The sequence below is a fragment of the Sphingobium sp. V4 genome, from assembly GCF_029590555.1.
Classification (GTDB): Bacteria; Pseudomonadota; Alphaproteobacteria; order Sphingomonadales; family Sphingomonadaceae; genus Sphingobium.
The window spans coordinates 779,176-804,239 of the sequence record NZ_CP081001.1 but is presented as its reverse complement, the minus strand read 5'-3'; the positions used below and the strand labels follow the sequence as shown (position 1 = coordinate 804,239).

At 63.5% G+C, this 25,064-nt stretch carries 27 protein-coding genes and 1 tRNA gene; 10 read left to right on the top strand and 18 right to left on the bottom strand.

Annotation, left to right across the window (positions count from 1 at the left end; translation table 11 throughout):
* Positions 1–40: 40 nt before the first annotated feature.
* From K3M67_RS04165 to K3M67_RS04150, 4 genes are all read right to left on the bottom strand, one after another.
* Positions 41–778: a proteasome-type protease gene (locus K3M67_RS04165; RefSeq protein ID WP_066855960.1), complete on the bottom strand. Its 738-nt coding sequence runs from the start codon at positions 776–778 to the stop codon at positions 41–43.
* Between the two features lie 70 nt (positions 779–848).
* Positions 849–1,721, bottom strand: a complete 873-nt coding sequence (locus K3M67_RS04160) for a transglutaminase family protein (RefSeq protein ID WP_285832356.1) — start codon at positions 1,719–1,721, stop codon at positions 849–851.
* Positions 1,722–1,743: 22 nt separating this feature from the next.
* The gene (locus tag K3M67_RS04155; protein ID WP_066855965.1) at positions 1,744–2,676 is read right to left on the bottom strand and encodes an alpha-E domain-containing protein; all 933 of its coding nucleotides are present in this window, start codon (positions 2,674–2,676) and stop codon (positions 1,744–1,746) included.
* A 133-nt stretch (positions 2,677–2,809) separates the two neighbouring features.
* The gene (locus K3M67_RS04150) at positions 2,810–4,219 is read right to left on the bottom strand and encodes a circularly permuted type 2 ATP-grasp protein (protein ID WP_066855968.1); all 1,410 of its coding nucleotides are present in this window, start codon (positions 4,217–4,219) and stop codon (positions 2,810–2,812) included.
* Positions 4,220–4,493: 274 nt separating this feature from the next.
* Between K3M67_RS04150 and K3M67_RS04145 the strand changes: the two genes are divergently transcribed.
* A tRNA-Met gene (locus K3M67_RS04145) sits at positions 4,494–4,570 on the top strand.
* Positions 4,571–4,668: 98 nt separating this feature from the next.
* Positions 4,669–5,895 (top strand): NAD(P)/FAD-dependent oxidoreductase, encoded by a 1,227-nt coding sequence (locus tag K3M67_RS04140; protein WP_066855971.1) that lies wholly within the window; start codon positions 4,669–4,671, stop codon positions 5,893–5,895.
* Between the two features lie 16 nt (positions 5,896–5,911).
* Here K3M67_RS04140 and K3M67_RS04135 read toward each other — a convergent pair whose 3' ends face one another.
* A complete protein-coding gene (locus tag K3M67_RS04135; protein ID WP_066856282.1) occupies positions 5,912–6,391 on the bottom strand; it encodes a 2'-5' RNA ligase family protein in 480 nt (159 codons plus the stop codon).
* A 165-nt stretch (positions 6,392–6,556) separates the two neighbouring features.
* On the opposite strand from K3M67_RS04135, the gene K3M67_RS04130 reads away from it, so the two are divergent.
* Entirely contained in the window at positions 6,557–6,979 is a 423-nt protein-coding gene (locus tag K3M67_RS04130; RefSeq protein WP_066855974.1) for a sugar transporter, read from the top strand.
* A 3-nt stretch (positions 6,980–6,982) separates the two neighbouring features.
* Here K3M67_RS04130 and mltG read toward each other — a convergent pair whose 3' ends face one another.
* The 3 genes from mltG to K3M67_RS04115 form a co-directional block, all read right to left on the bottom strand.
* The gene (gene mltG / locus K3M67_RS04125; RefSeq protein WP_285832355.1) at positions 6,983–7,981 is read right to left on the bottom strand and encodes an endolytic transglycosylase MltG; all 999 of its coding nucleotides are present in this window, start codon (positions 7,979–7,981) and stop codon (positions 6,983–6,985) included.
* 220 nt (positions 7,982–8,201) lie between these two features.
* Positions 8,202–9,461 carry a beta-ketoacyl-ACP synthase II gene (gene fabF, locus K3M67_RS04120; RefSeq protein WP_066855980.1) on the bottom strand — a complete coding sequence of 420 codons (1,260 nt, stop codon included), beginning with the start codon at positions 9,459–9,461 and terminating at the stop codon, positions 8,202–8,204.
* Positions 9,462–9,640: 179 nt separating this feature from the next.
* On the bottom strand, positions 9,641–9,874 hold the full coding sequence (locus tag K3M67_RS04115) for an acyl carrier protein (RefSeq protein ID WP_007689016.1): 234 nt from the start codon (positions 9,872–9,874) through the stop codon (positions 9,641–9,643).
* A gap of 206 nt (positions 9,875–10,080) precedes the next feature.
* On the opposite strand from K3M67_RS04115, the gene K3M67_RS04110 reads away from it, so the two are divergent.
* Positions 10,081–11,340 carry a glycosyltransferase family 87 protein gene (locus tag K3M67_RS04110; protein WP_285832354.1) on the top strand — a complete coding sequence of 420 codons (1,260 nt, stop codon included), beginning with the start codon at positions 10,081–10,083 and terminating at the stop codon, positions 11,338–11,340.
* On the opposite strand, the gene K3M67_RS04105 is transcribed toward K3M67_RS04110, so the two are convergent.
* On the bottom strand, positions 11,303–11,761 hold the full coding sequence (locus K3M67_RS04105) for a hypothetical protein (protein WP_443019574.1): 459 nt from the start codon (positions 11,759–11,761) through the stop codon (positions 11,303–11,305). The two genes, K3M67_RS04110 and K3M67_RS04105, sit on opposite strands and share 38 nt — an antisense overlap.
* Before the next feature lie 127 nt (positions 11,762–11,888).
* Between K3M67_RS04105 and betI the strand changes: the two genes are divergently transcribed.
* From betI to K3M67_RS04080, 5 genes are all read left to right on the top strand, one after another.
* Positions 11,889–12,527, top strand: a complete 639-nt coding sequence (gene betI / locus K3M67_RS04100; protein WP_066855990.1) for a transcriptional regulator BetI — start codon at positions 11,889–11,891, stop codon at positions 12,525–12,527.
* Between the two features lie 142 nt (positions 12,528–12,669).
* Positions 12,670–13,233: an alkyl hydroperoxide reductase subunit C gene (ahpC, locus tag K3M67_RS04095; RefSeq protein ID WP_066855993.1), complete on the top strand. Its 564-nt coding sequence runs from the start codon at positions 12,670–12,672 to the stop codon at positions 13,231–13,233.
* Between the two features lie 174 nt (positions 13,234–13,407).
* Positions 13,408–14,991, top strand: coding sequence for an alkyl hydroperoxide reductase subunit F (gene ahpF, locus K3M67_RS04090; protein WP_285832352.1), 1,584 nt, complete (start codon positions 13,408–13,410; stop codon positions 14,989–14,991).
* A gap of 149 nt (positions 14,992–15,140) precedes the next feature.
* Entirely contained in the window at positions 15,141–16,292 is a 1,152-nt protein-coding gene (locus K3M67_RS04085) for a ribosomal protein uL16 3-hydroxylase (protein WP_285832351.1), read from the top strand.
* A 4-nt stretch (positions 16,293–16,296) separates the two neighbouring features.
* On the top strand, positions 16,297–16,848 hold the full coding sequence (locus K3M67_RS04080) for a pseudouridine synthase (RefSeq protein WP_066855998.1): 552 nt from the start codon (positions 16,297–16,299) through the stop codon (positions 16,846–16,848).
* Positions 16,849–16,863: 15 nt separating this feature from the next.
* On the opposite strand, the gene K3M67_RS04075 is transcribed toward K3M67_RS04080, so the two are convergent.
* The 5 genes from K3M67_RS04075 to glmM form a co-directional block, all read right to left on the bottom strand.
* Complete coding sequence (locus K3M67_RS04075; protein WP_285832350.1) at positions 16,864–17,514, bottom strand: L,D-transpeptidase family protein; 651 nt, start codon at positions 17,512–17,514, stop codon at positions 16,864–16,866.
* Between the two features lie 80 nt (positions 17,515–17,594).
* Positions 17,595–18,194: a ribonuclease HII gene (gene rnhB / locus K3M67_RS04070; protein WP_066856004.1), complete on the bottom strand. Its 600-nt coding sequence runs from the start codon at positions 18,192–18,194 to the stop codon at positions 17,595–17,597.
* Complete coding sequence (gene thiD / locus K3M67_RS04065) at positions 18,187–19,074, bottom strand: bifunctional hydroxymethylpyrimidine kinase/phosphomethylpyrimidine kinase (RefSeq protein ID WP_066856007.1); 888 nt, start codon at positions 19,072–19,074, stop codon at positions 18,187–18,189. The genes rnhB and thiD overlap by 8 nt, the downstream gene beginning before the upstream one ends.
* Positions 19,071–19,295 carry a DUF1272 domain-containing protein gene (locus K3M67_RS04060; protein WP_066856010.1) on the bottom strand — a complete coding sequence of 75 codons (225 nt, stop codon included), beginning with the start codon at positions 19,293–19,295 and terminating at the stop codon, positions 19,071–19,073. Before K3M67_RS04060 ends, thiD begins: the two co-directional genes overlap by 4 nt.
* A complete protein-coding gene (gene glmM, locus K3M67_RS04055) occupies positions 19,295–20,635 on the bottom strand; it encodes a phosphoglucosamine mutase (protein ID WP_066856014.1) in 1,341 nt (446 codons plus the stop codon). The genes K3M67_RS04060 and glmM overlap by 1 nt, the downstream gene beginning before the upstream one ends.
* Before the next feature lie 95 nt (positions 20,636–20,730).
* On the opposite strand from glmM, the gene K3M67_RS04050 reads away from it, so the two are divergent.
* Positions 20,731–22,098, top strand: coding sequence for an alanine/glycine:cation symporter family protein (locus tag K3M67_RS04050; protein ID WP_285832349.1), 1,368 nt, complete (start codon positions 20,731–20,733; stop codon positions 22,096–22,098).
* A 99-nt stretch (positions 22,099–22,197) separates the two neighbouring features.
* On the opposite strand, the gene K3M67_RS04045 is transcribed toward K3M67_RS04050, so the two are convergent.
* The 4 genes from K3M67_RS04045 to folP form a co-directional block, all read right to left on the bottom strand.
* A complete protein-coding gene (locus K3M67_RS04045; RefSeq protein WP_066856020.1) occupies positions 22,198–22,380 on the bottom strand; it encodes a CsbD family protein in 183 nt (60 codons plus the stop codon).
* Between the two features lie 402 nt (positions 22,381–22,782).
* Complete coding sequence (gene rpsI / locus K3M67_RS04040) at positions 22,783–23,316, bottom strand: 30S ribosomal protein S9 (protein WP_285832348.1); 534 nt, start codon at positions 23,314–23,316, stop codon at positions 22,783–22,785.
* Positions 23,316–23,795 carry a 50S ribosomal protein L13 gene (rplM, locus tag K3M67_RS04035; RefSeq protein WP_084438944.1) on the bottom strand — a complete coding sequence of 160 codons (480 nt, stop codon included), beginning with the start codon at positions 23,793–23,795 and terminating at the stop codon, positions 23,316–23,318. The genes rpsI and rplM overlap by 1 nt, the downstream gene beginning before the upstream one ends.
* 135 nt (positions 23,796–23,930) lie before the next feature.
* Positions 23,931–25,055: a dihydropteroate synthase gene (folP, locus tag K3M67_RS04030; protein WP_285832347.1), complete on the bottom strand. Its 1,125-nt coding sequence runs from the start codon at positions 25,053–25,055 to the stop codon at positions 23,931–23,933.
* Between the last annotated feature and the right edge of the window lie 9 nt (positions 25,056–25,064).

Genomic DNA, 25,064 nt, shown 5'->3' with positions numbered 1-25,064 from the left:
TTGCTTTTGAGAGGAGATAAGCGGCTACTCGCGGCTCAACTCAGTCGAGAACGTTCGGCAGATCCTCAAATCCCTTGCGCAATGCCGCACTCCAGCTCTGGGAAATCATCGCGAATTCCTCATTGTCCGCTTCGATGCGCGTGCGAACGCGAAAGTCGAACTTGTCGCGCTCGATCACCGTCAGGTCGAGCGGCATCCCGACAGACAGGTTGGAGCGCAAGGTCGAATCCATCGACACCAGCACCGCCTTGGTCGCATCCTCCAGCGTCGTCTCCCGCTTGATGATGCGATCCAGGATCGGCTTGCCATATTTATGCTCACCGATCTGGAAGAAGGGCGTATCTTCGGTCGCCTCGATGAAATTGCCGGCCGAATAGATCAGGTAAAGGCGTGGCTTTCCGCCCTTGCGCTGGCCAGCGACCATGATCGAGGCGCTGGAGCCGGAGCCGCCCATCTCGATATTCTCCCGATAGCGTTGCTGCATCTTCTGCATCGCCTCGCCCACGATCTGGGCCACGCGGTGCATCGAGTCGCAATTGCAGATGGTTTCGACATCCGGGTCTAGACGGGATTCCTTGATCGCCTTGCTCAGCACCGCCTTCACCCCCTGGGTGATGGACAGATTGCCCGAACACATCAGCGTGATCGCGCGCTCACCAGGGACATGATAGGTGAAGCTCTTTCGGAAGCGCGCGATATTGTCCATACCCGCATTGGTGCGGGTATCGGACAGCATGACCAGTCCCTGGTCCACACGCACGGCCACACAATAAGTCACGGCCCCCCGGCCTCCTGCAATCTGTCTGTCGCGATCGATGAATATTGCATCCGACTCGCGATCGCTTGTTTCAACCCGTCGAGTCGGGTGGCGGGGTGCTTTGCTGCTGTTGCTTCTGCAACTGCCGTTCCTCGACTCCGTCCTCCGCCTGCGCGATCCGGACATCGGCGTCAATCCATATATCGCCCGCCACCGTGACCGAGCCACGGATTGGCGCGGCCTCGTCCGCATCCAGGCCGCTTGCCACGCGCACATAATGTTCGGTTACACAGACGCGGTTCGAGGGATCGAAACCGATCCAGCCGAGCGCTGGAACAAAGGCTTCCGCCCAGCCATGGGTCTCATGCAGCAAGTCTCCATCCCCGGCAAGCAGGTAGCCCGAGACATAGCGGGCGGCGATGCCAATCGAACGCGCCGCCGATATGAATATCTGGGCATGATCCTGACACACGCCGGCACCCAGCGCGAAGGCTTCGGCGGCAGTCGTCTCGGACGTGGTGACACCAGCGCGATACTGCACCGCATCGCTGACTGCGGCCGACAAGGCATGGAGCGTCGCAAGCGGCCCATCTTCCTTCGGCACGTCGCGCGCCATCGCCACGATCCCCTCGGACGCACGAGTTAGGCGCGTATCGCGCAGGAAATAGCGCGAATCGACGCGACTGCGCAGATGCCCAACGACGCCATGGCTTTCGCGCGTCTCCACCAGCCCCTCCGCCACGATCACCGCATTGTCGAGCCGATCATGGCGGATCCAGATCGCTTCCTTCTCGCCATAGCTGTTGGGGCGGAAGCCGGTCAGCGGCTGGTCATTGACGCTGACCTGCCATTCCAGCACTTTCTGCGTCGGCGTATCGACCGGCATCAGCTTCAGCCGCATGGCCACCCGCCCCGCCGACGAAGCATAGCGATAGATCGTCTGGTGGCGGACGAGCAGCTTCATGGCCCGACTTCCCCTTCCCTCCTCAGCCGAAATGATAGGTTTGGGCGATCTCGGCGCCCAGTCGATTGGTCATCATCAAGCCGTTCTGCACAGTTTCGTGCAGGCCGCGCCGGAAAATCTCTCCGCTGTCCTGGCTTTCCAGACCCGCGACCAGTTCCTGCACCGTGTCATGGCAGGCCCCGCGCGCATCGTGCCAGCCGGCGAGACGATTGAGCCGATAGGCCAGCTGGTCATAGCAATAGGCGACGCTGCGCGGGAACAGGCGGTTTAGCATCAGGAAGTCGGTGATCTGCCAAGGTGTATAAGTCCCGCCATAGACATGGTGATAGGCGCGCGCGCCAGACAGGGCGTACAGTACCGACGTCCATTGATAATGGTCGCGATTTCCGCCGATCACTTCGGTTTCGGGCAACAACACATAATATTTGACGTCGAGCAGGCGCAGCGTCATCTGCGCCCGCTCCAGCGCGGAACCGGTGCGCAGGAAATCATGCCCTTCGTTGCGGAGCTGGCCGGAATGGGCGGCGCCGCGGAAGGTCATGACGCGGGTCTTGACCCAGTCGATCAGTGCCGGGAGCTGCTGCCGCGCTTCACTGACATCATAGCTGTCCAGCTTTCGCCAGCCTTCATTCAATGCCTCCCACATATCCTGGGTCAGCATCGTCCGCGCCGACTTGGCGTTGGCCCGCGCCTTCAGGAGGCAGGAGCGGATCGAGCTGGGGTTGTCTGCGTCGAGCATCAGGAACGATACCGCGTCGCTCTCCGTCACGATCGCGCCCTCCGGGAATTGATGTCCCGATCCCGTCGCGCGCACCACCGATCGCCATTCGTCACGATGATGCGCGCCCGGCAATATCGCCATGCGCTGTCCCATGGTCAGCAGCCGCGCTGTGGCTTCGGCGCGCTCCATGTAGCGCGCCATCCAGAACAGATTTTCGGCGGTCCGGCTCAGCATGGGATTGCCTCGATTTCCGTCATCCCTGCGGCGGGAGGGACAGATGTCCCGCTCCTTCCGCCTGGCGCAATGGCGGGAGATGGGTTCCCGCCAGCGCGGGAATGACGATGAAAGGGGTGAGAGAGCGCGCGCATCAATCCTGCAACACCCAGGTATCCTTGACTCCGCCACCCTGGCTGGAATTGACCACCAGCGACCCTTCGGTCAGGGCAACGCGGGTCAGGCCGCCCGGAACCAGGCGGATCTGCTTGCCCACCAGGCAATAGGGACGGAAATCGGCGTGGCGACCGACCACGGCCGCCGGCCCCAGCGTCGGCACGGTCGACAGGTCCAACGTCGGCTGGGCGATGAACTCGCCGGGATTGGCCTTGATCCGCGCGGCATAGGCGGCAACTTCGTCCTTGGTCGATTTGGGGCCGATCAACATCCCGTAACCGCCCGATCCATGGACTTCCTTGGCCACCAGTTCGTGGAGATTTTCCAGCACATAGGCCAGTTCGTCTGGCTTGCCGCACTGCCAGGTCTGGATGTTGTCGAGGATCGGCTTTTCGCCCAGATAGAAGCGGATCATCTCGGGCACATAGATATAGACCGCCTTGTCGTCGGCGATGCCCGATCCGGGCGCCGACGCGAGCGTCACACCGCCATTGCGATAGACGTTGAAAATGCCGGGCACGCCCAGCAGGCTGTCGGGCCGAAAGACGAGCGGATCGATATATTCATCGTCGATGCGACGATAGATGACGTCGACCGCCTTGGGCCCAAGCGTGGTCTTCATCCACACCCGGTCATCGTCGACGAACAGGTCGGCCGGCTCGACCAGTTCGACCCCCATCAGGTCGGCAAGGAAACTATGCTCATAATAGGCGCTGTTGAGCGAGCCGGGGGTGAGGACCACGACCACCGGGTCGCCCTTGCACGCAGGCGGCGCGACCTCCTTGAGGCTTTTCAGCAATTCGGCGGGATAGTCGTCAACCGGCGCCACCACCCCCTGCGCGAACAGTTCGGGGAACATGCGCGTCATGATCTCGCGATTTTCCAGCATGTAGGAGACGCCGGAGGGCGTGCGGCAATTATCCTCCAGAACCTCGAAACTGCCGGGGCCAGTGCGGACGATGTCGATGCCCACGATATGGCTGTACACCTTCCCCGGTGGCGAGAAGTCCGCCATTTCGGCGAGATAGGCGCTGTTCTTGTAGATGATGTCGGCCGGCATGATGCCGGCCTTCACGATCTCGCCCCGATGATAGACGTCATGCAGGAAAGCGTTGAGCGCCCGCGCCCGCTGCCGGATGCCCTTGTCGAGGATGCGCCATTCCTGCGCGGTGAAGATGCGGGGCAGGAGGTCGAAGGGAATGAGCCGTTCGGGATCGCCGCCCTCGCCATAGACGGCGAAGGTAATGCCGATGCGGCGGAAGATCGCCTCGGCCTCATCCATGCGGCGATTGAGCCCGGCGATGCCCGTTCGTTCCACCCACTTCTGCACTTCGTCGTAACAGGGGCGTATCGAACCATCGGGTTCAAACATTTCATGGAAGGGCAAGTTGTCGATCCTCCCTCGGCCGGGCGGCCGGTTGTGCATTGCAATATTAGTGCGCCGCCCCGTGGCGATTGCAAGCCAAAAATGTCGGGATGGAAAAAGCTTTACCGCAGCTTTGCCATGTTGGCGGAAAAGCGCGCGCCCCTTCGTTTCTGCACGCGGCAAGCAGCCGCGAGGGCAGGGGCGCCAAATTTTTCACGCGCCCCGTTGACCGCCCTGCATTGCCTGCGTATAGCGCCGCCTCACCGCAGGGCGAAGCGCCCGGCGAGGCCCATGGGGCGGAGTAGCTCAGCTGGTTAGAGCAGCGGAATCATAATCCGCGTGTCGGGGGTTCAAGTCCCTCCTCCGCTACCATGATTAACACGCGATCCTTCAACATCCTTCTTGCGTCCCCCGGAAAAGCGCGCCAATCAGCGGCGCAAACGGGGCATCGCGAAGAGGATATCGGGCGGATGAGCTATTATGACATTCTGATCGTGGGGGCCGGCCATGCGGGCGCGCAGGCGGCAATTTCGCTGCGACAGCAAGGCTTCGACGGCACGGTCGCCATGATCGGCGACGAGAAGGATCCGCCCTATGAGCGTCCGCCGCTGTCCAAGGAATATTTCGCCGGCGACAAGAGCTTCGACCGTATTCTGATCCGCCCAGCGTCCTTCTGGGACGAGCGCAAGATCGACATGCTGCTGGGCAAGCGGGTGAAGAGCGTCGATCCCGTAGGCAAGTTCGTGACCGCAGGCGACGAGGAGATCGGTTATGGCAAGCTGATCTGGTGCACCGGCGGCAGCCCCCGGACTCTGACCTGCAATGGCGCGGACGCGATCAATGTCCATGCGGTGCGCCGCCGCGCCGATGTCGATGCGATGATGGCGAAGATCGACTTGATCCACCATGTCACCATCATCGGCGGCGGCTATATCGGATTGGAGGCTGCCGCCGTCCTCTCCAAGTTCGGCAAGACCGTCGTGCTGCTCGAAGCGCTCGACCGGGTGCTGGCGCGCGTCGCGGGCGAGGAACTGTCGCGCTTCTACGAGGCGGAGCATCGCGCTCATGGCGTCGACCTGCGCACCGGCGCGAAGATGGACTGCATCGAGGTGACGGACGGCAAGGCGACGGCCGTGCTGATGCAGGACGGCGAGCGGATCGCGACCGACATGGTAATCGTCGGCATCGGCATCATACCCGAGACCGGACCGCTGATCGCGGCCGGGGCGGCAGGCGGCAACGGGGTCGATGTCGATGAATATTGCCGCACGTCCCTGCCCGATATCTATGCGGTGGGCGATTGCGCCTCGCACGCCAACCGCTTCGCCGGCGGCGCCCAGATGCGACTGGAATCGGTGCAGAACGCCAATGATCAGGCGAAGGTGGCCGTAGCGCATATCCTGGGCAAGGAAGAAGCCTATGACGCCGTACCCTGGTTCTGGTCGAACCAATATGACCTGAAGCTCCAGACCGTCGGCCTGTCGACCGGCTTCGACCAGACCATTTTGCGCGGGGATCCCGCCAATCGCAGCTTCTCGGTCGTGTATCTGAAAGGCGGCAAGGTGATCGCGCTGGACTGCGTCAATGCGGTCAAGGATTATGTCCAGGGCCGCGCGCATGTCCTGTCCGGGGCTGCGCTCGACGTCGGGCAGCTGGCCGATGCCAGCGTGCCGCTCAAGGAGGTCGGACTAGCCTGACCTGACCGGTCCGCGTTCAGGACTTGCCCCTGAACATCGCCTTCATCGCCAGTTCCCAAGGCCCGCCGCGATAATGCCAGGCGGCGAGGCCGGCGATCGCAAGCGGGCGGACGCGGAAATCCCCGCGAAGCCGGGCGGCCAGCGCCTTCGCCTCCGCCGGCGTGACCTTGTTCTGGACGGTGATATGCAGGCGTGGCCGGGCCTGATCCTGCGGCGTCAACAACCCGGCAAAGGCGTCCGCCAGTTGTTCCCGCATTGCAAGCAGCACCGGACTTTCCACGCGATAGGCAACGCCCCGCCCGAGCAGCATCACCTCCGTCAACCACGCTGGAGGTGCAGCGCCGGCGCAAAGCTGCTTCAATCGCCCCGACAATTCCGCGAGAATTGTCGGGGGCAAATGATGAAAAAGTGTGAGATGGGCGGGCAGCCAATTGCGGTCCGGGGGAAAATATGTGCGGCGCAAACCGTCCGCCCAAGCAAAATCAGTCGCGCCCATCAGGGCGGTGACGATGATCGGCGCGGGGGCAGTCTGTCCAGCCGCCTTCTCCCGATACTCTCCACCCAAAATCACCATCCTGCTATCCTGACGACGTTAAAAACTGTATGATGCCGCTAAGGCGGCCCGGCAAGCGCCGGGTGCCTTTCCTGGGGAGGGAACATCATGCCTGCATCGCGCACCGGGTCGATCGTCGGCGTCCTGCTATTGCTGTGGAACCTGATGGGCGTTGCCGCCTTGTTCATGCAATATGGGCTCGATCCGGCCGAAATCGCCAAGACCGATCCCGCGGCCGCTCGCGCCTTCGCCGCCATGCCGGCCTGGCTGTGGGCGGTTTATGCTCTCGCCGTAGGAGCGGGCACGCTGGGCGCCATATCGCTGCTCATGAAAAAGGCTCTCGCGGCCACCCTCTTTCTCGCTTCGCTGGTCGCCGTTCTGGTGCAGTTTGGCTACACGCTGGGCGCAACCGACCTGATCGCCGAGAAGGGACTGCTGGCTGCGGCCGGCTTCCCGACCCTTGTCATCCTGATCGCCGTCTTTCAGCTCTTCTATTCGCGGTCGCTGGTCGCCAAGGGCATGCTGCGCTAGAGGTCAAAGTTCGCCGCGCGCTCGGCGGATTTCGAACCATTTGCGCACATTTTCATTATGCTGCTGATAGGTGTCGGCGAAGATGTGGCCACCCTTTCCGTCCGCCACGAAATAGAGCGCGTTGGTCTTTGCCGGATGCAGCACGGCGAGAATCGAAAGCCGGCCGGGATTGGCGATCGGCCCCTTTGGCAGGCCGACCATGGCATAGGTGTTATAGTCGTTGACGGCCGCGATTTCCGATTTGCGGATACGGCGCCCGAGGGGCTTGCCCTTTGTGATGGGATAGATGATCGTCGGGTCCGCCTGGAGCATCATATTCTTGCGCAGACGATTGCTGTAGACCCCAGCAACCATTGGCCGTTCGGACGGGACACCGGTCTCCTTCTCCACAATGCTGGCAAGGATGATCGCCTCGCGCGGAGATCGGGCGATCGTGTCGGGCGCGCGTTCGGCCCAGAGCTGAGCGAGCGCCTTGTCCATAGCGCCCTGCATCCGCTTGAGGACAGCCGCACGCGACTCTCCCCTGTCGAAGGCATAGCTGTCGGGCATCACGCTGCCTTCATCGGGCACCTGGATGTCGCCGGTCAGTTGATCGTTCGCCATCAGCCGCTCATAGACCAGTATGGAGGGCATTCCCTCCGGTATGGTGATGAGGCGGGTTAGCGTCTTGCCACCCTGAAGGATGGAGAGGATGTCGCTGTTGCTGGCGCCGGCAGGGATAACGAATTCACCCGCCTTGATCGATTCGCCGCCGCCGAAGACTTTTGCTCGGGTCAGAAAGGCATCGGCGGATCGGACTGCGCCAGCCTGTTTCAGCAGCACCGCAGCCTCGGACAGGCTCGCCCCCTCCGGCACGGTAATGCTGATCTCCTGTTCAGCCGGCCCCTGCTCCGTCCAGCCATGGACGAAGCGAAAGGCGACGAAAGCCGCGACGGCAAGCCCGATCAGCAGGATGATGCCCGCGAGGCGGCCTGTGGGATTGTTTTTGTAACGTCGAGCCATCGTCAGGTCAGCCTACCACACAGACAGAAAAGTTCATTCGGTGGCCGCCCCATAAATCTTCCCCCTGTAAGGGAGGTGGCAGCACGAAGTGCTGACGGAAGGGGGCATCCTATCGAGAAGGCGATCCCCCTCCACCACCGCCTTCGGCGGCCGTCCCCCTCCCCTTTCAGAGGAGGATTTTCGTTAAGATATCCCCGTCGAGGGCTGCTTTCGCCGATCCTCAGATGGCCTTCATGATGAGCGAGGCGTTGGTGCCGCCGAAACCGAACGAGTTGTTCAGCACCGCGCGCACCTTGCGCTCCTTGGCGACATGCGGGACCAGGTCCACGCCCTTGCAGCTTTCGCTCGGTTCATCGAGGTTGAGCGTCGGCGGCACGATCTGGTCGCGCATGGCGAGAATGCAGAAGATGCTCTCCACCGCGCCAGCGCCGCCCAGCAGATGGCCGATCGCCGATTTGGTGGACGACATCGACATGGTGGACAGGTTGTCGCCGAACAGCCGCTTGACCGCGCCCAGTTCCAGTTCGTCGCCCAGCGGGGTCGACGTACCATGAGCGTTCACATAGTCGATGTCCTCAAGGCTGAGGCCCGACTTCTTGAGCGCCATCTGCATCGAGCGGAAACCGCCACTGCCCTCCGGATGGGGGGCCGTGACGTGATAGGCGTCGCCCGACAGGCCGTAGCCGATCACTTCGGCATAGATTTTCGCGCCGCGCTTCTTGGCGTGCTCATATTCCTCCAGCACGACCACGCCCGCGCCTTCGCCCATGACGAAGCCGTCGCGGTTGACGTCATAGGGACGCGACGCCTTTTCGGGAGTGTCGTTGAAGCCGGTGGAGAGCGCGCGCGCCTGGGCGAAGCCCGCGATGCCGATCGGGCAGATCGCGCTTTCCGCGCCGCCCGCCAGCATGACGTCGGCATCGTCCATCGCGATCATCCGCGCGGCGTCGCCGATCGAATGGGCGCCGGTCGAGCAGGCAGTGACGACCGCATGGTTAGGCCCCATCAGACCATATTTGATCGAAACCTGGCCGGAAATCAGGTTGATGAGACGGCCGTGAACGAAGTGCGGCGAGACGCGGCTCGGCCCTTTGTTAGCCAGCACCAGGGATTCGCTCTCGATGCCCGGCAGGCCGCCGATACCCGAACCGATCGAGCAACCAGCGCGCAGCCGTTCTTCTTCCGACATATTGTCGAGGCCAGCGTCGCGCAGCGCTTCGCTGGCGGCCGAGATACCGTAGACGATGAAGGGATCGACCTGACGCTGGATCTTGTGGTCCACGTCCAGCGAAGCATCATAGCCATATTCGTGATCGGCCGGCTTCACTTCGCAGGCGATGCGGCACTTATATTCGCTGGCATCGAACCGCTGGATCGTGGCCGCACCCGATTTGGACGCGATGATATTCTTCCAGCTGGTTTCGACATTTCCGCCCAGCGGGCTCACCATGCCAAGGCCGGTTACGACGACACGACGCATATCCTAGCTCCGAAATTACCGATGGACTTTATGCCGCCCATGTAGCCACTTGAAACGCGCTTGTGAACGGCGCGCCAGATACGAAAAGGCTCCCCACGCTCCGGGATCACCGGACAGGAGGAGCCGTCTCATGATCGTAAGGGCGGCCCTTCCCCCACGGGATCAGGCCGCGTTATGCCTTACTGCTTGCTGTCGATATAGTCGATCGCATCCTTGACGGTGGCGATCTTCTCGGCCGCATCGTCAGGGATTTCGACGCCGAACTCTTCTTCGAACGCCATCACCAGCTCGACGATGTCCAGGCTGTCTGCGCCCAGATCGTCGATGAAGCTTGCATCCTCGGTCACCTTCTCGGCTTCGACGCCCAGATGCTCGACGACGATTTTCTTTACGCGATCCGCGGTCTCACTCATGAGTGGTCCTTCTTACTGGGTATCGTTGGTGGTTCTGAATAACCGTTAAGGCAATGCCCTAGAGCCAAGCCCCGATAGAGGCAAGAGGGAAGGCCGCCAAGCCCCTTCGTTGGGTGATAGCAAGATGACGGCAACAAAAAGCGACGCGCAATAGCGACTAACGGGCCATTTACCGAAATTTCAGCCGCTAGCGCTACGCCATCAGCATGATCGTGCCCTCTGCCACCGACCGGATCGTGACCCGCGCGCGCGCGCGCATCGCTGCGATGTGCGTGGTCGTCGCGACCCTGGGGGCGCTGCTTTATCTGGTCGGAACCGCCCATGGCACGGTGGATTCGCTGGGTCGCCCGCTCGGCACCGATTTCTCGAACGTCTGGACGGCTGGCTGGATGGCCGATCACGGTCAGGCGCCTCTGGCGTGGGATTGGCCGACCCATCACGAAGTGCAGAAGCAGGTCCACAAGGACCCGTCCATTCCATTCTATGGGTGGCACTATCCGCCGCCCTTCCTGATCCTTGCGACCTTGCTCGCCCAATTGCCCTATGTCGCCGCGCTGTTCGTCTGGCAGGGGGCGACGCTGGCGATGGCGCTGTGGCTGGTACGGCGCATCCTCCCGCTGGAACGCGACGCGCTGCTGATCGCGCTGGGCGCGCCGGTGGTTCTCGTGTGCCTTGGCCACGGACAGAATGCGTTTCTGACCGCCACATTGCTGGGCGGCGGTATGATGCTGCTCGACCGCCGCCCCTGGATCGCGGGAATGCTGCTGGGCGCCCTCGTCTACAAGCCGCAGTTCGCGGTACTGATCCCAGTGCTGCTGATGGCGCGCGGCAATATTCGCGCCTTCGTATCAGCCGGACTGACAGTCGCGGCGCTCTGCCTACTGACTCTGGCAATCTGGGGTTGGCCGGTCTGGCAGGCCTTCATCGATTCCCTTCCCCTGACCCGCCATATCATCATCGAGGCAGGCGCGACCGGCTGGGAGAAGATCCAGAGCCCTTTCGCAACGATTCGCCAATGGGGCGGCTCCATTCCCTTCGCCTACGCGGTGCAAGCTGTCGTCACCGCGATCGCGATCGTCACGGCCGCGCTGATCGCCCGACGCGGATCGATGGAGCTGCGCGGCGCGGCGGCTCTGAGCGCCGCTCTGCTATGCACGCCCTATGTGCTGGACTATGACCATGTGCTGCTGGGCGTGGCCATCGCCTTCCTGGTGGCGGACATGGGCAAACGCGCAACGCTGCGCTGGGAACCCTCCTGGCTTGCCTATGCCTGGATCGCGCCGCTTTATGGCAGGGCGGTCTCGGAATGGACGCATATTCCAGTCAACCTGATTGCCGCGATCGCCGTTCTGGCGCTGACCGCGCGGCGCGCCATGCTGTTCGACCAGATGCGCCTGCCGCTTCATCGTCGCGCCGGATGGCGCGTGCCTAACGGCAGTAGCCTTCCTGTCCCGCCACGACGATAAGGCACTCCTGCTTGCCGGCGAGATATTTCAGCCCCGTCTCGTCGCCCTTGCCCTGACGGATTGCGAGATCCTTGCCGTCGCGCACAAAGCGGATCGTCGATCCGTCCGCCACCCCATCATAGTCATCCTGTCGGTCGAGATTGTCCCGGTTCGCGATCGCATAATGCCCCGGTTTCCCGTCAGGTGACGGCTGAATGTCCAGGAAGAGCCCTTCCGGCCCCGTCCAGCGACCGACCCAATCGTCGGTGGGTAGCCTGGCCACGTCGCTGCCGACGGCGCCAAGCGCATCGACATCGTCGATGGCCTCGACCATTGCAGCATTGTTCGACGCATTGCCGTCATCGGTCGACTTGGCGCACCCCGCCAACAGCAGCAAGATGGACATACCGACCATATAGGGTGCGGACGAAGAAAAGCGCATCATCCATAATCTCCTTTGTCGATCACGGCATCGAACCGATAAGCTGGGGGTTCGATCCCTCTTTCCCAGACGACAGCTTGCCAGCCGCGCCGTCTGCGGCCAAAGGTCTAGCCCAAGGGGAAGGACGATGAACGCAACCAGGGGGAAAGGCAAAACGGTGGTTCGGCCGAGGGCGCGCTTCGTGCGCGAGGCGCCGGACGTGCGGCGACAGGCGCTGATCGAGGCGACGGCGCGTTGCCTTGCCGAAAAAGGCGTGGGCGGAACATCCGTGCGCGCCATCTGTGCCCGTGCAGGTGTCTCGTCGGGACTGCTCACCCATTATTTCGATGGTGTCGACGCGCTCATTCTTGCCACCTATGTGGATGTCGGCACGAAGGTATCGGCCGCACTGGACGCTGCGATCGAAGCGGCGGGGGACGACCCGCGCGACCGGCTGCGGGCCTGTCTTCAGGCCAATTTTCGCGATCCGATACTCGATCCTGACCTCCTTGCGACCTGGATCGCCTTCTGGAGCCTGGTCAAGTCCGATCCCAACATCGCGATCATCCATGCGGAAGTCTATGGCGGAACGCGCGACCAGTTAGAGGATCTGCTTCGGGCCGCGTGCCCCGCCCTCAGTCCCGCGGAGACGCGAATCGCCGCGATCAGCCTGACCGCGCTCGTGGACGGGCTATGGCTTGAACTCTGCCTTGATCGGTCCACCTTTTCTCCGGAAGAGGCGCAGGTCATGGTGGAGGATGCAATGGCCCGCCTGCTCGACCGATAGGCTCAGGCTGTCGATCAAACATCTAGGCGGTGATCGTTTTTCTCACTTAACGCATCCGAGAAAAGCAATTTCCCCCGAATCGACGGCATCCCTACATGGGTCTTCGCAATCGCAACATTCACCGTGAGGAAAAGGACAGCCTATGGCTCTCATCAACACCCCCCTGAAGCCCTTCAAGGCCACTGCCTACAAGCAGGGCAAGTTTGTCGACGTCACGGATGCCGACGTGAAGGGCAAGTGGGCCGTCTTCTTCTTCTACCCGGCCGACTTCACCTTCGTCTGCCCGACCGAACTGGAAGACCTGGCCGACATCTACCCGACCCTCCAGGGCATGGGCGTGGAAGTCTATTCGGTCTCGACCGACACGCACTTCTGCCACAAGGCCTGGCACGACACCTCGCCGGCGATCGGCAAGATCAACTATTATATGCTGGGTGACCAGAACCATGCGCTGTCGACCCAGTTCGACGTTCTGCGCGAGGGCGTCGGCCTGGCCGACCGTGGCACCTTCGTGCTCGACCCCGAAGGCGTAATCCAGCTGGTCGAAATCACCCCAGAGGGCGTGGGCCGTAACGCAGCCGAACTGCTCCGCAAGGTGAAGGCGCTGCAGTATTGGGCCAGCCACCCCGGTGAAGTCTGCCCGGCCAAGTGGGAAGAAGGCGCGGAAACCCTCGCTCCCTCGCTTGACCTCGTCGGCAAGATCTAAAGACCTGCAAAGGCACCTGCCGGACCGGGTCGAGCATAGGCTCCCTGGCCCGGCAGGGTTTTTATCCCGAAATTCATCGCTATCTTGAACGCCGGGCCTTCGGGTCGCACCGTCCCGGCGACGAGATGGTCGTGCGCCCCGGATCGGCGCGCCCAACCCATGGAGATACACAAGATGTTGGACGCAAATCTCAAGGGCCAGCTCAAGGCCTATATGGCGAACATCACGCGGCCCATCGAGTTGGTGGCATCGCTGGATGACGGCGCCAAGTCGCGCGAACTGGAAGGCCTGCTGAACGAGATCGCCGAACTGTCGGACAAGGTATCGTTGATCCTGGCCGGCCACGACAAGCGCAAGCCCAGCTTCATGATCCGCCGCGCGGGCACCGACATCGGCGTGACCTTCGCCGGCATTCCGATGGGCCATGAGTTCACTTCGCTTGTGCTGGCGCTGCTCCAGGTCGGCGGGCACCCCTCCAAGGCGGCGCAGGATCTGATCCAGCAGGTGAAGGATCTGGACGGCGATTTCGCCTTCGAAACCTATTTCTCGCTGTCATGCCAGAATTGCCCCGACGTGGTGCAGGCGCTCAATCTGATGAGCGTCCTCAATCCCCGGATCAGCCACGTCGCGATAGACGGCGGACTATTCAAGGACGAAGTCGACGCGCGCAAGGTGATGGCGGTTCCCACCATCTTCCTCAATGGCGAACCCTTCGGTCAGGGCCGCATGGAACTGGAGCAGATCGTTGCCAAGATCGACAGCGGCGCCGAAGCGCGCGCTGCGGAGAAGATCAAGGCGCAGGATCCCTTCGAAGTGCTGGTCATCGGCGGCGGCCCTGCCGGCGCGGCGGCGGCAATCTATTCGGCGCGCAAGGGCATCCGCACGGGCGTCGCGGCGGAGCGGTTCGGCGGCCAGGTGCTCGACACGATGGATATCGAGAATTTCATATCGGTATCGCGCACCGAAGGTCCGAAGCTGGCCTCCGCTCTCGAAGCCCATGTGAAGGATTATGACGTCGAGATCATGAACCTCCAGAAGGCCGCGAAGCTGATCCCTGCCAAGAACGAGGGCGGCTATCATGAGGTCGTGCTGGAAAATGGCGCGTCGCTGAAGGGCCGCACCATCATCCTGTCCACCGGCGCCCGCTGGAGGCAGATGGGCGTGCCGGGCGAAGAAGAATATCGCAACAAGGGCGTCGCCTACTGCCCGCACTGCGATGGCCCGCTGTTCAAGGGCAAGCGCGTGGCGGTGATCGGCGGCGGCAACAGCGGCGTCGAAGCAGCGATCGATCTGGCGGGCATCGTCGCGCATGTGACGCTGATCGAATATGATAGCCAGTTGCGCGCCGATGCCGTGTTGCAGCGGAAATTGGCCAGCCTGCCCAACGTCAAGATCATCACGTCGGCGCTGACGACCAAGGTGGAAGGCAATGGGGAGCGGGTGACGGGCCTGTCCTACAAGGATCGCAATCATGGCAACGACCATGACATCGAACTGGAGGGCATTTTCGTCCAGATCGGCCTGGTGCCCAACACCGAATGGCTGAAGGACAGTATCGCCCTGTCGACCCGTGGCGAGATCGAGATCGACGCGCGTGGCGAAACGAGCCAGCCGGGCATCTTCGCTGCGGGCGACTGCACGACCGTGCCGTACAAGCAGATCGTGATCGCCATGGGAGCCGGTTCGACGGCGGCGCTTTCCGCCTTCGACTACCTGATCCGCCTGCCAGCCAGCGAGGATGCGGCGCAGGCGGCCTGATCGCCAACGCTGAGCGGGGATTCAGCGAGGCGGCCGATCCGGTGACGGGTCGGCCGCTTTTCTGTGCTATGGTGTCGTCTTTGACAGCCCCCCCACCGGGCGGCAATGCCGTGCGACGCAAGACCCTCTCCCCCGTGCAGCGAGTATCCATGCAGCTTTCAGATTTCGACATCGACCTCTTCCTGCGCGATTATTGGCAGAAAAAGCCGTTGCTGATCCGCAATCCGTGGAAGGCGTGGCACAACCCGCTGGAACCGGACGAACTGGCAGGCCTGGCGTGTGATGACGGGGTGGAATCGCGTCTGATCGTTCAGTCGGGCGAGAGTTGGGCGCTGGAACATGGTCCCTTTTCCGAGGATCGTTTCGGCGGCCTTGGCGCGGCGCCCTGGACGTTGCTGGTACAGGCGGTCGACCATTATGCGCCCGATGTCGCGGGCCTGCTCGCGCCTTTCCGCTTCATTCCCAACTGGCGCATTGACGATGTGATGGTCAGCTATGCCAGCGACGGCGGTGGCGTCGGGCCACATTTCGACCAGTATGACGTGTTCCTGATCCAGGGACTGGGCCAGCGCCGCTGGCGCGTGGGCGGCCGGTGCGACGATACCACGCCGCTGCGTCCGCATGATGATCTTCGCCTGCTCGCCGATTTCGCGGCGACGGACGATTGGCTACTGGAACCGGGCGACATTCTTTATGTCCCGCCCGGCTTCGCCCATGACGGCGTGGCCGTGGGCGACGACTGCATGACCTATTCGATCGGCTTTCGCGCCCCATCCCGCCCCGACCTGTTGATGGAATGGGTCGAGCATCTGGTCGATGGAATGGCGGAGGATGACCGTTATGCCGATCCCGACCTCAGCGCCGCCGTCAATCCGGGCGAGATCGCGCCATCTGCCATCGACCGGCTGCACGCGATGACGGTCGAACGGTTGCTGGACCGGGACGCCTTCGCCCACTGGTTCGGCCAGCATAGCAGCACGCCCAAATATGCTGACGCCGACTGGCGGCCTGAGGAGCCTGTAACAGTCGCCGAGTTGCAGGCACTGGCCAGCGAGGGCGCGATCCTGCTGCGCAATCCGGCGAGCCGCTTTGCTTTCCTGCGTCAGGAGGAAGGCCTGCTTCTGTTCGCGGACGGCGCGACCTTCCCGTGTAGCGGCGGCGCAGCGGCGTTGGCGCAGCGGATATGCGCGCAGGATCATGTCGTCCTCGACCCGTCGCTGGCCGATGCGATGGAATTGCTGGCGGCGCTGGTCAATCAGGGCAGCCTGATGGTTGATGATGATGAGGAGGAGGAGGATTGACGCCATGGCCAGGCTGATCCTGTTCAACAAGCCGTTCAACGCTCTAAGCCAGTTCACCGACCGCAGCATGGGCGCGGATCGGCTGACGCTGTCCAACTATATCGATGTGCCCGGCGTCTACCCCGCCGGGCGGCTCGACCTGGACAGCGAGGGACTGATGCTGCTGACCGACGATGGTCGGTTGCAGGCGCGGATCGCCGATCCCCGGTTCAAGACCCCCAAGACCTATCTCGTTCAGGTGGAGGGGGATGTGCAGGAAGAGACGCTCGATCGGCTGCGCAAGGGCGTGACGCTGAAGGATGGTCCGACCTTGCCCGCCCGCGCGGAGCGGATCGACGATCCGGCGCTCTGGCCGCGCGATCCGCCGGTGCGCTTTCGCAAGACGGTGCCGGATTGCTGGATCAGCCTGACTATCCGTGAAGGCCGCAACCGGCAGGTGCGCCGGATGACCGCAGCGGTCGGGCATCCGACGTTGCGGCTGGTGCGCTGGCGCATCGGCGACTGGAGCATCGAGGGTTTGCAGCCCGGCGAATGGCGGGAGATGCCGTCGAGCTGAACGGCTTTGAAATGCCTATCGCCGCAGGCGCGGCTTGAAGATGGCGGGGTCGATGTCCAGCATCGGCACGCCATCCTCCTCGGCGTCGGACGGTGGCAGGACGGGAGGTCGCCCGGTTGCCGGACCGAAACTCACCACCGTGCTGCCGGGATCGCCCAGCACCAGCGGGTCGAACTTCAGCGCGGCGCTGAGTCGCGCCTGTGTCACCTCGACCAAAGTGCCGATCTTCGTCAGCGCGAACAATTGCCGCGCGAAGGCATAGGGCAGGCGGATGCAACCATGGCTGGCGGGATAGCCAGGATTATGCCCCGCGTGGAGCGCGATCCCGTCCCAGGTCAGCCGCTGCATGAAGGGCATGGGCGCATTGCTGTAGAGGTTGGAGCGGTGCCATTGGCGCTTTTGCAGGATCGGATAGTCGCCGGTCGGGGTGCGATGCCCCTTCATGCCCGTCGACACGCTGGCCGCGCCGATCAGTCGATCGCCGCTATAGACATGGACCCGCTGCTTCTCGATGCTGATGACCATGTAGAGCGGACCGTCCCCCCCCCCTTGCTCCAGCCAGCGATAACCGCCCGGCGCCAGCGCAATCTCCGTCTCCACGGCCGCCTGAGCCGGCGGCGCCAGCGCGAACAGGGATGCGAGGACGGATAGCAAAGGCTTGTGCATAAGCCTTTCTTAACCATGATCCGCGCCAAAGCCAGCCTGTCCGCACGGTCAGGCGTGGCGGTCCCGGCCTGGGACAGGGATCAGAGCAGGGTGAGCTGCGCCACCGGCGCAAAGCTGCGGCGGTGGAGCGGGGTCGGGCCATGCTCGCGCAGCGCCGCCAGATGCCTGGCGCTGCCATAGCCCTTGTTGGTTTCCCAGCCATAGTGCGGATGCTCGGCCGCCGCCGCAATCATCATCCGGTCGCGTTCTTCCTTGGCGAGGATAGACGCGGCCGCAATCGACAGGCTTTTGGCGTCGCCCGCCACGATCGCGGTCGAGGCCCAGCGCCATTGCGGGCAACGATTGCCGTCCACCAGCACATGGGCGCAGTCATGGCTCAGCGCCTCGACCGCGCGGGTCATGGCCAGCATCGTCGCCCAGAGGATGTTGATCTCGTCGATTTCGGCGACGCTGGCGAGCCCCACGCCCCAGCAGAGGGCGCGCGCCTTGATTTCGGCTTCCAGCGCGGCGCGCTTCGTCGCGCTCAACTGTTTGCTGTCGTTCAGACCGTCCGGACAATCTTCCGCACGCAGGATGACGGCGGCAGCGACCACCGGTCCCGCCAGCGGTCCCCGACCCGCCTCGTCGACGCCGGCTACGAGGCCGGGGTGATACCGCCGTTCGTGCGCGAAGTCAGGCATGGTCGGAATAGCGCGCAGCGAATGCGGCGGCGTCCCACCCGTTGCCATCCCTTGCGGCGAGCAGGTGATAGAAAGGCGTCATGCCCAATGCATGTCCCATCGGGCCATGCCCCTGCCCCAGCCCGGGCGCGGCAGCCAGCGCGGCCGCAACAAACGCTTCTGCCCGGTCGACCGCATCCGCCAGCGAGAGGCCGCCGCCCAGTCCGGTCGCCACGGCGCTAGCCAATGTGCAACCTGTGCCATGGCTGTTGCGCGTGTCGATCCGTTCAACCGAATATTCGGCGACCATGTCCTCATCAACGAGCAGATCGTGGATCAACGGCCGATCATCCTGTGCCTGCTGCTGCAGATGTCCACCCTTGGCGAGGATGACCGCCCCGGTTCGATCGCGCAGCATCTGTGCAGCGGCCTCCAACCCGTCGAGATCGCTGATCGTCGTGCCGGTCAATGCCTGCAATTCCGGTACATTGGGCGTGATGACGGTGGCGATCCGCATCAGTTGTTCGAAGGCGGCGACGGTCGCATCGTCCGCCAGCAGCGACCCGCTGGTCGCGACCATGACGGGATCGAAGACGATCGGGACATTGTCCAGCTTGGCCAGGCGCTCGGCTAAGGCGGCGGCCGTCTGCGCCGATCCGATCATGCCTATCTTGACCGCGTCGACGCCGATGTCGCCGATGCAGCTTTCCATCTGCGCCAGCACCATATCGGTGGGAACCGGATGAACGCCCTGCACGCCCAGAGTGTTCTGCGCGGTGATCGCGGTGATGGCGGTCATGCCGAACCCACCCAGCAGGGTCACGGTCTTGAGGTCAGCCTGGACGCCCGCGCCGCCCCCGCTGTCGGAGCCGGCGATGATAAGGATACGTGCCGGGCTCATGGCTGGAATTTACGCTCCGTGGACGCGGGGTTGTTCGCAAGCGCTGCCCCGGTGCGGGTCGGGCGGTCCATCAACTCGCCGCCGCAATTGGGGCAGCGGTCGTCCAGCGCCTCGGCGCAGGGCGCGCAGAAGGTGCATTCGAAGGAACAGATGAACGCGCCGGGCTCATCGGCGGGCAGGTCCGCACCGCAGCGTTCGCAGTCGGGGCGCATGTCCAGCATCAGGCCGCCGCCTTCTCAACCGCAGCGCAGATCCGTTCGACCACGTCGCGCACTTGCTCCTCGCGGTCGCCCTCGGCCATGACGCGGATCACCGGTTCGGTGCCGGACGGGCGAATGACCAGCCGCCCCGAGCCATCCAGTTCGGCCTCAGCTTGGGCGATGACGCGCTTCACATCTTCATGCTCCAGCGGCTTGCCGCCGGAGAAGCGGACATTCTTGAGCAATTGCGGCACCGGGTCGAACTGGTGCAGCGTCTCGCTCGCCGGCTTACCGGAGCGGACCAGTGCCGCCAGCACCTGCAAGGCCGCGACCGTGCCGTCCCCGGTGGTGGCATAGTCCGACAGGATCATGTGGCCCGACTGCTCGCCGCCGACATTGAAACCGCCGTCGCGCATCCGTTCCAGCACATAGCGGTCGCCCACCTTGGTGCGCTCCAGCGCGATACCCTTGTCCGACAGGAAGCGCTCCAGGCCCAGATTCGACATGATCGTCGCCACGAGGCCGCCGCCGCGCAGCGTGCCATCGCGCGCGAAATTGGCGGCGATCAGCGCCATGATCTGGTCGCCATCGACGATCTTGCCCTGTTCGTCCACCACGATCAGCCGATCGGCGTCGCCGTCCAGCGCAATGCCGATATCCGCGCCCGATGAGACGACGGTTTCCTGCAACAGCAGTGGCGCGGTCGATCCGCAGCCGTCATTGATGTTGGTGCCGTTGGGCGTGACGCCGATCGCGACGACGGTGGCGCCCAGTTCCCACAGGGCCGAGGGTGCGACCTGATAGGCCGCGCCATTCGCGCAATCCACAACGATCTTCAGGCCATCAAGGCGCAGGTCCGCCGGGAAGCTGGACTTTACCGCATGGATATAGCGGCCACGCGCGTCCTCGACGCGGCGGGCGCGACCGATATCCTTGGACGCAGCGAGCGCGATATCCTGTCCCAGCAGCGCCTCGATCTTCAGCTCATCCTCGTCCGACAGCTTGTAGCCATCCGGGCCGAACAGCTTGATACCATTGTCGAAATAGGGATTGTGGCTGGCCGATATCATGACGCCCAAGTCCGCGCGCATCGAATGGGCAAGGAGCGCTACGGCGGGCGTCGGGATCGGCCCGAACTGCACCACATCCATGCCGACGGCGGTAAAGCCGGCGACCAGCGCATTCTCCACCATATAACCTGACAGCCGTGTATCCTTGCCGATCACGACGCGGTGGCGGTGGCTGCCGCGCTGGAAATGGGTTCCGGCGGCCATGCCGACCTTCATTGCCAGTTCTGCCGTCATCGGCCATTGGTTGGTGCGGCCGCGAATGCCGTCGGTGCCGAAATATTGCCTGCTCACATGTGCCTCGCCGCTTGGGGCCGGAAGAGTCTATCCTCATAGGCCCATAGCAATCTTTGATCGACATTCCACCCGTCGGGCGGCATCGGCGAGTGATGGAAAATTTCAACGCCTTTGTCGACGGCCTGTCGAACGCCATCTTTTTCAAGGTGCCGCTCCTTGGCGCACAGATTGAACTGATCGTGCTTTACCTGGCGCTGCCGATGTTGTTCTTCACCCTGTGGCTGGGTTTCCCCAATGTAACGCAGGTCGGACGGGCGATCCGAATCCTGCGGACCCAGCCCCATGAGGGCGAAGCGAAGGGCGATGTCAGTCAATGGGCGGCGCTCTCCACTGCCCTGTCGGGTACGATCGGCCTTGGCAATATCGCCGGCGTCGCGGTTGCGCTGACCATGGGCGGTCCCGGTGCGATATTGTGGATGTTCATCATCGGCTGGTTCGCCATGACGGTGAAAATGGCGGAGGTGACGCTGGGCCTCAAATATCGCGTCTTCGACGCACAGGGCCATGTCCATGGCGGGCCGATGTATGTGCTGAAAGCCGTCGGCGCGGCGCGGGGATGGCCGAAGATCGGGCTGGCGCTTGGCGGCGCTTATGCCTTCTTCGCCCTATTCGGAGCGATCCCGATGGTCCAGGTGAACCAGAGCTTCGCTCAGGTGAAGGTCGTGACGGGCCTGACCAACGGTTGGGCCTATGGTGTCTTCCTGGCCGGAGCCGTCGCGCTGGTGACGCTGGGCGGGGCCGCATGGCTGGGCGAGGTGGCCAAGCGACTGACCCCGCTCAAGGTCGCGGTCTATCTGCTGGGGGTGGCGGCGATCCTGGTCCTGAACGCCGGCGAGATACCGGCAGCACTCACGCTGATCTGGAATGGGGCTTGGAGCGGCGATGCGGCAACGGGCGGTGCGATCGGCGCTTTCGTCGCCGGGATGCGACGCGCGGTGTTCGCCAGCGAGGCGGGCGTGGGATCGGCGGTGATGGCGCACAGCCTGGCGCGGGCGAAGCATCCGGTGTCGGAAGGCCTGGTCGCGCTGCTGGAGCCGCTGCTCGGCACGATGATCGTCTGCGCGTTCGGCGGCTTGGCGCTGGTGGTTGCGGGAACGTGGAATACGGGACTGGAAGGCATCGCCATTACCTCGGCCGCTTTTGCGAAAGTGTCGCCTTGGTTCCCCTGGCTACTGGCGGTGGTGGTGTTCCTCTTCGCCTATTCAACCTTGGTCGCCTGGGGCTTTTACGGCTTGCAGGCCTGGGGCTATCTGTTCGGCAATGGGCCAAGGGCGCAGTGGACCTACAAGATCCTCTATGTCGTCGCCCTGCCCCCGGCCGCTGCGATCGACCTGGGCCGGGTGGTCGGCATCGTCGATAGCAGTTTCTTCCTGATGGCGATTCCCAATGTCATCGCGCTTTACCTCTGCGCGGGCGAACTGCGGAGGGATGTCCGCGATTACCTGTCGAAGGAGGCTTGACCCCGCGCCTTCACTGCCCGTGCATATTTGAAGGCCAACCATGCAAAAAAGGCCCCGCACCTTTCGGGGCGAGGCCTTCTTCACGTCCGAGGACTCACATCAGATCTTGTCGCCGAGTGCGCCCTTGACCGAACCGGCAATGTCCTGCGCCGTGCCCTTGGCCTTCTGCGCCTTTCCTTCGGCTTCCAGATTCGGGTCGTTGTTATTGCGGCCCACGGCTTCCTTGACGCTGCCCGCAGCCTTGTTGCCCGCCGCCTTCACCTTGTCGGTCAGTTCACCCATGAAACATCTCCTGTGGTTGCAGTTGGAGGATCAACCAACCATCAGGAGCAAAGGTTGCCGCCGGAACGCAGACGCAACGAGTTATCCCTCGCCGCGCGAGCCGCACGGGCGTTCACCCCTTGCCAGAGCGGCGGGGCGGACGGCCTTTGTCGAACAATGTTGCCAGCGGCGCTACATGTTGCTCGACATCATGCTCCGCTGGGACAGGGAGCATCGGTTGCTGAGCTTCGCCACCAATTTCCTATTACCGCAATAGAATAGCCTCGATGGTCCCGGCCCCGCCCGGCCCACCCATATTCACGTGGAAAGCCCAAAGCGATAACCTGCCCCGGTCTGATCCAGGCAACGAAAAAGGGGCCGGAAAACCAGCCCCTTCTCCAAATACGCCTATCGCGAAGTGTATTAGCGCTTCGAGAACTGGAAGCTGCGGCGGGCCTTCGCCTTGCCGTACTTCTTACGCTCGACGACGCGGCTGTCGCGGGTCAGGAAGCCTTCGGCCTTGACCGCGCTGCGCAGCGCCGGCTCATACTTCGACAGAGCCTGGGCGATGCCGTGCTTGACCGCACCGGCCTGGCCCGACAGACCGCCGCCCTTGACGGTGGCGATCACGTCATACTGGCCTTCACGCTCGGTCACGCCGAAGGGCTGGTTGATGACCAGACGCAGAGTCGGGCGGGCGAAATAGACTTCCTGATCGCGGCCATTGACCGTGATCTTGCCGGTGCCGGGCTTGACCCACACGCGGGCGACGGCGTCCTTGCGGCGGCCGGTGGCGTAGGCGCGGCCGAGGCTGTCGATTTCCTGCGGACGCAGCGGCGCCGAGGGCTGAACCGGAGCGGCGGGCGCTTCGCCTTCGACGGCGACCGGCGCAGCGGCGACGGGAGCGTTGGCGGCGATCGCCGCGAGGTCGGACAGAGACTGGCGGTTATCGGACATTATGCACCCACCTTGTTCTTGCGGTTGCGCGACGCGAAGTCGAGCACTTCGGGGTTCTGGGCTTCATGGGCGTGCTCGGCGCCGGCGAAGATGCGCAGGTTGCGCATCTGCTGGCGGCCCAGCGGACCACGGGGGATCATGCGCTCGACGGCCTTTTCCAGGACGCGCTCGGGGAAACGACCTTCCAGGATCTTCTGGGGAGTGGTTTCCTTGATGCCGCCGGCATAGCCGGTATGCTTGTAATAGACCTTGTCGGTCAGCTTGCGGCCCGTGAACTTCACCTTGCCGGCGTTGATGATGATGACATTGTCACCGCAATCGACGTGGGGGGTGAAGCTGGTCTTGTGCTTGCCGCGCAGGATATTCGCTACGGTCGAAGCGAGACGACCCACGACGAGGCCTTCGGCGTCGATCAGGATCCACTTCTTTTCGACCGTTGCCGGGGTTGCCGGCTTGGTGGTCTTCATCAGCGCCTTCATGGTGCCAATACTCCAGAAAGAAAAAATGAAACCGGACGCCGTTGCCGACGCCCGGAAGTGGGGCGCTAATGACGGCGGAAGCGCCAGAAGTCAAGAGATGGGCGGCTTTCCTGACGGGTAAAATAATACCCGCGACTAAATCACACTCAATCCCGCATCCGCCAGACCGCGCCAGAGGTGCAGCGCCTGCACGCTCTCCTTAACGTCATGGACGCGCACCATCTGCGCTCCAAGCTGGGCCGCGCGGAAGGCGAGCGCCACCGATCCACCCAGCCGTTCAGGCGCAGGCGCTTCGTTGGAGAGCGCACCGATGAGCCGTTTGCGACTACCCGCGAACAGCAAGGGCACGCCCAGCGCCTGGAAGGTCGCGAGCCCGTTCACCAGCGCCAGATTGTCGGTCAGGCTCTTGCCGAAGCCGAGGCCTGGATCGACCATGATCTTTTCGCGCGGGATGCCTGCGTCGAGGCAGGCGGCGATCCGCGCCTCCAGATAGTCGTAGACGTCGGCGACGACATCGCCATAGCCGGCAGGATTGTCGTGCGGGTCGTCACCGGCCGAGGGAGCGTGCATCAGGATCACCGGGCAACCCGCCGCGACAGCCACTTCCATGGCGCGGGGATCATGCAGCAGCGCGCTCACATCGTTGATGACATGCGCGCCGGCGGCCAGAGCCGCCTCCATCACCGCAGCCTTGCGCGTGTCGATCGACATGGCGACGCCGGAAGCAGCGAGCCGCTCCACCACCGGCACGATGCGGGCAATCTCGTCCCCTTCCCAGAGGAGAGGCGCCTTGGGCCGGGTGGATTCGCCGCCGATGTCGATCAGCGCCGCACCGGCCGCCGCCATGGCGAAGCCGGCATCCGCGGCGCCTTGCGGATCGGCCATATGCTTGCCGCCGTCGGAAAAGCTGTCAGGCGTGATGTTGAGGATCGCCATCACCTGCGGCGCGTCGAAGCGGATCGTGCGATCGCCAAGGGCGAGCGGCGGGCGCTGGGCGGAGACATTGGCGGCGAGCGCCTGCGCGCGCTGGGCCAGCCTGTCTGGCAAGGCGATGATCGCATCGGCAAAGTCGGCGACCGGAATCGTAACCCGCGCGATACGCTGCGCGCCACGGAGCGCAGTCAGTTCATAGGCCTGGAACCAGATCAGCCCATTGCCCATCCGCGCCGCCGCGCCATCGTTCAGGCCGATCGGGGTCGGCACATACCAGGTCGGCTTGAGATAGAGGCGCGCATCGGCGGGGATGGTCGAAAGGGTCATTTTTCCGGT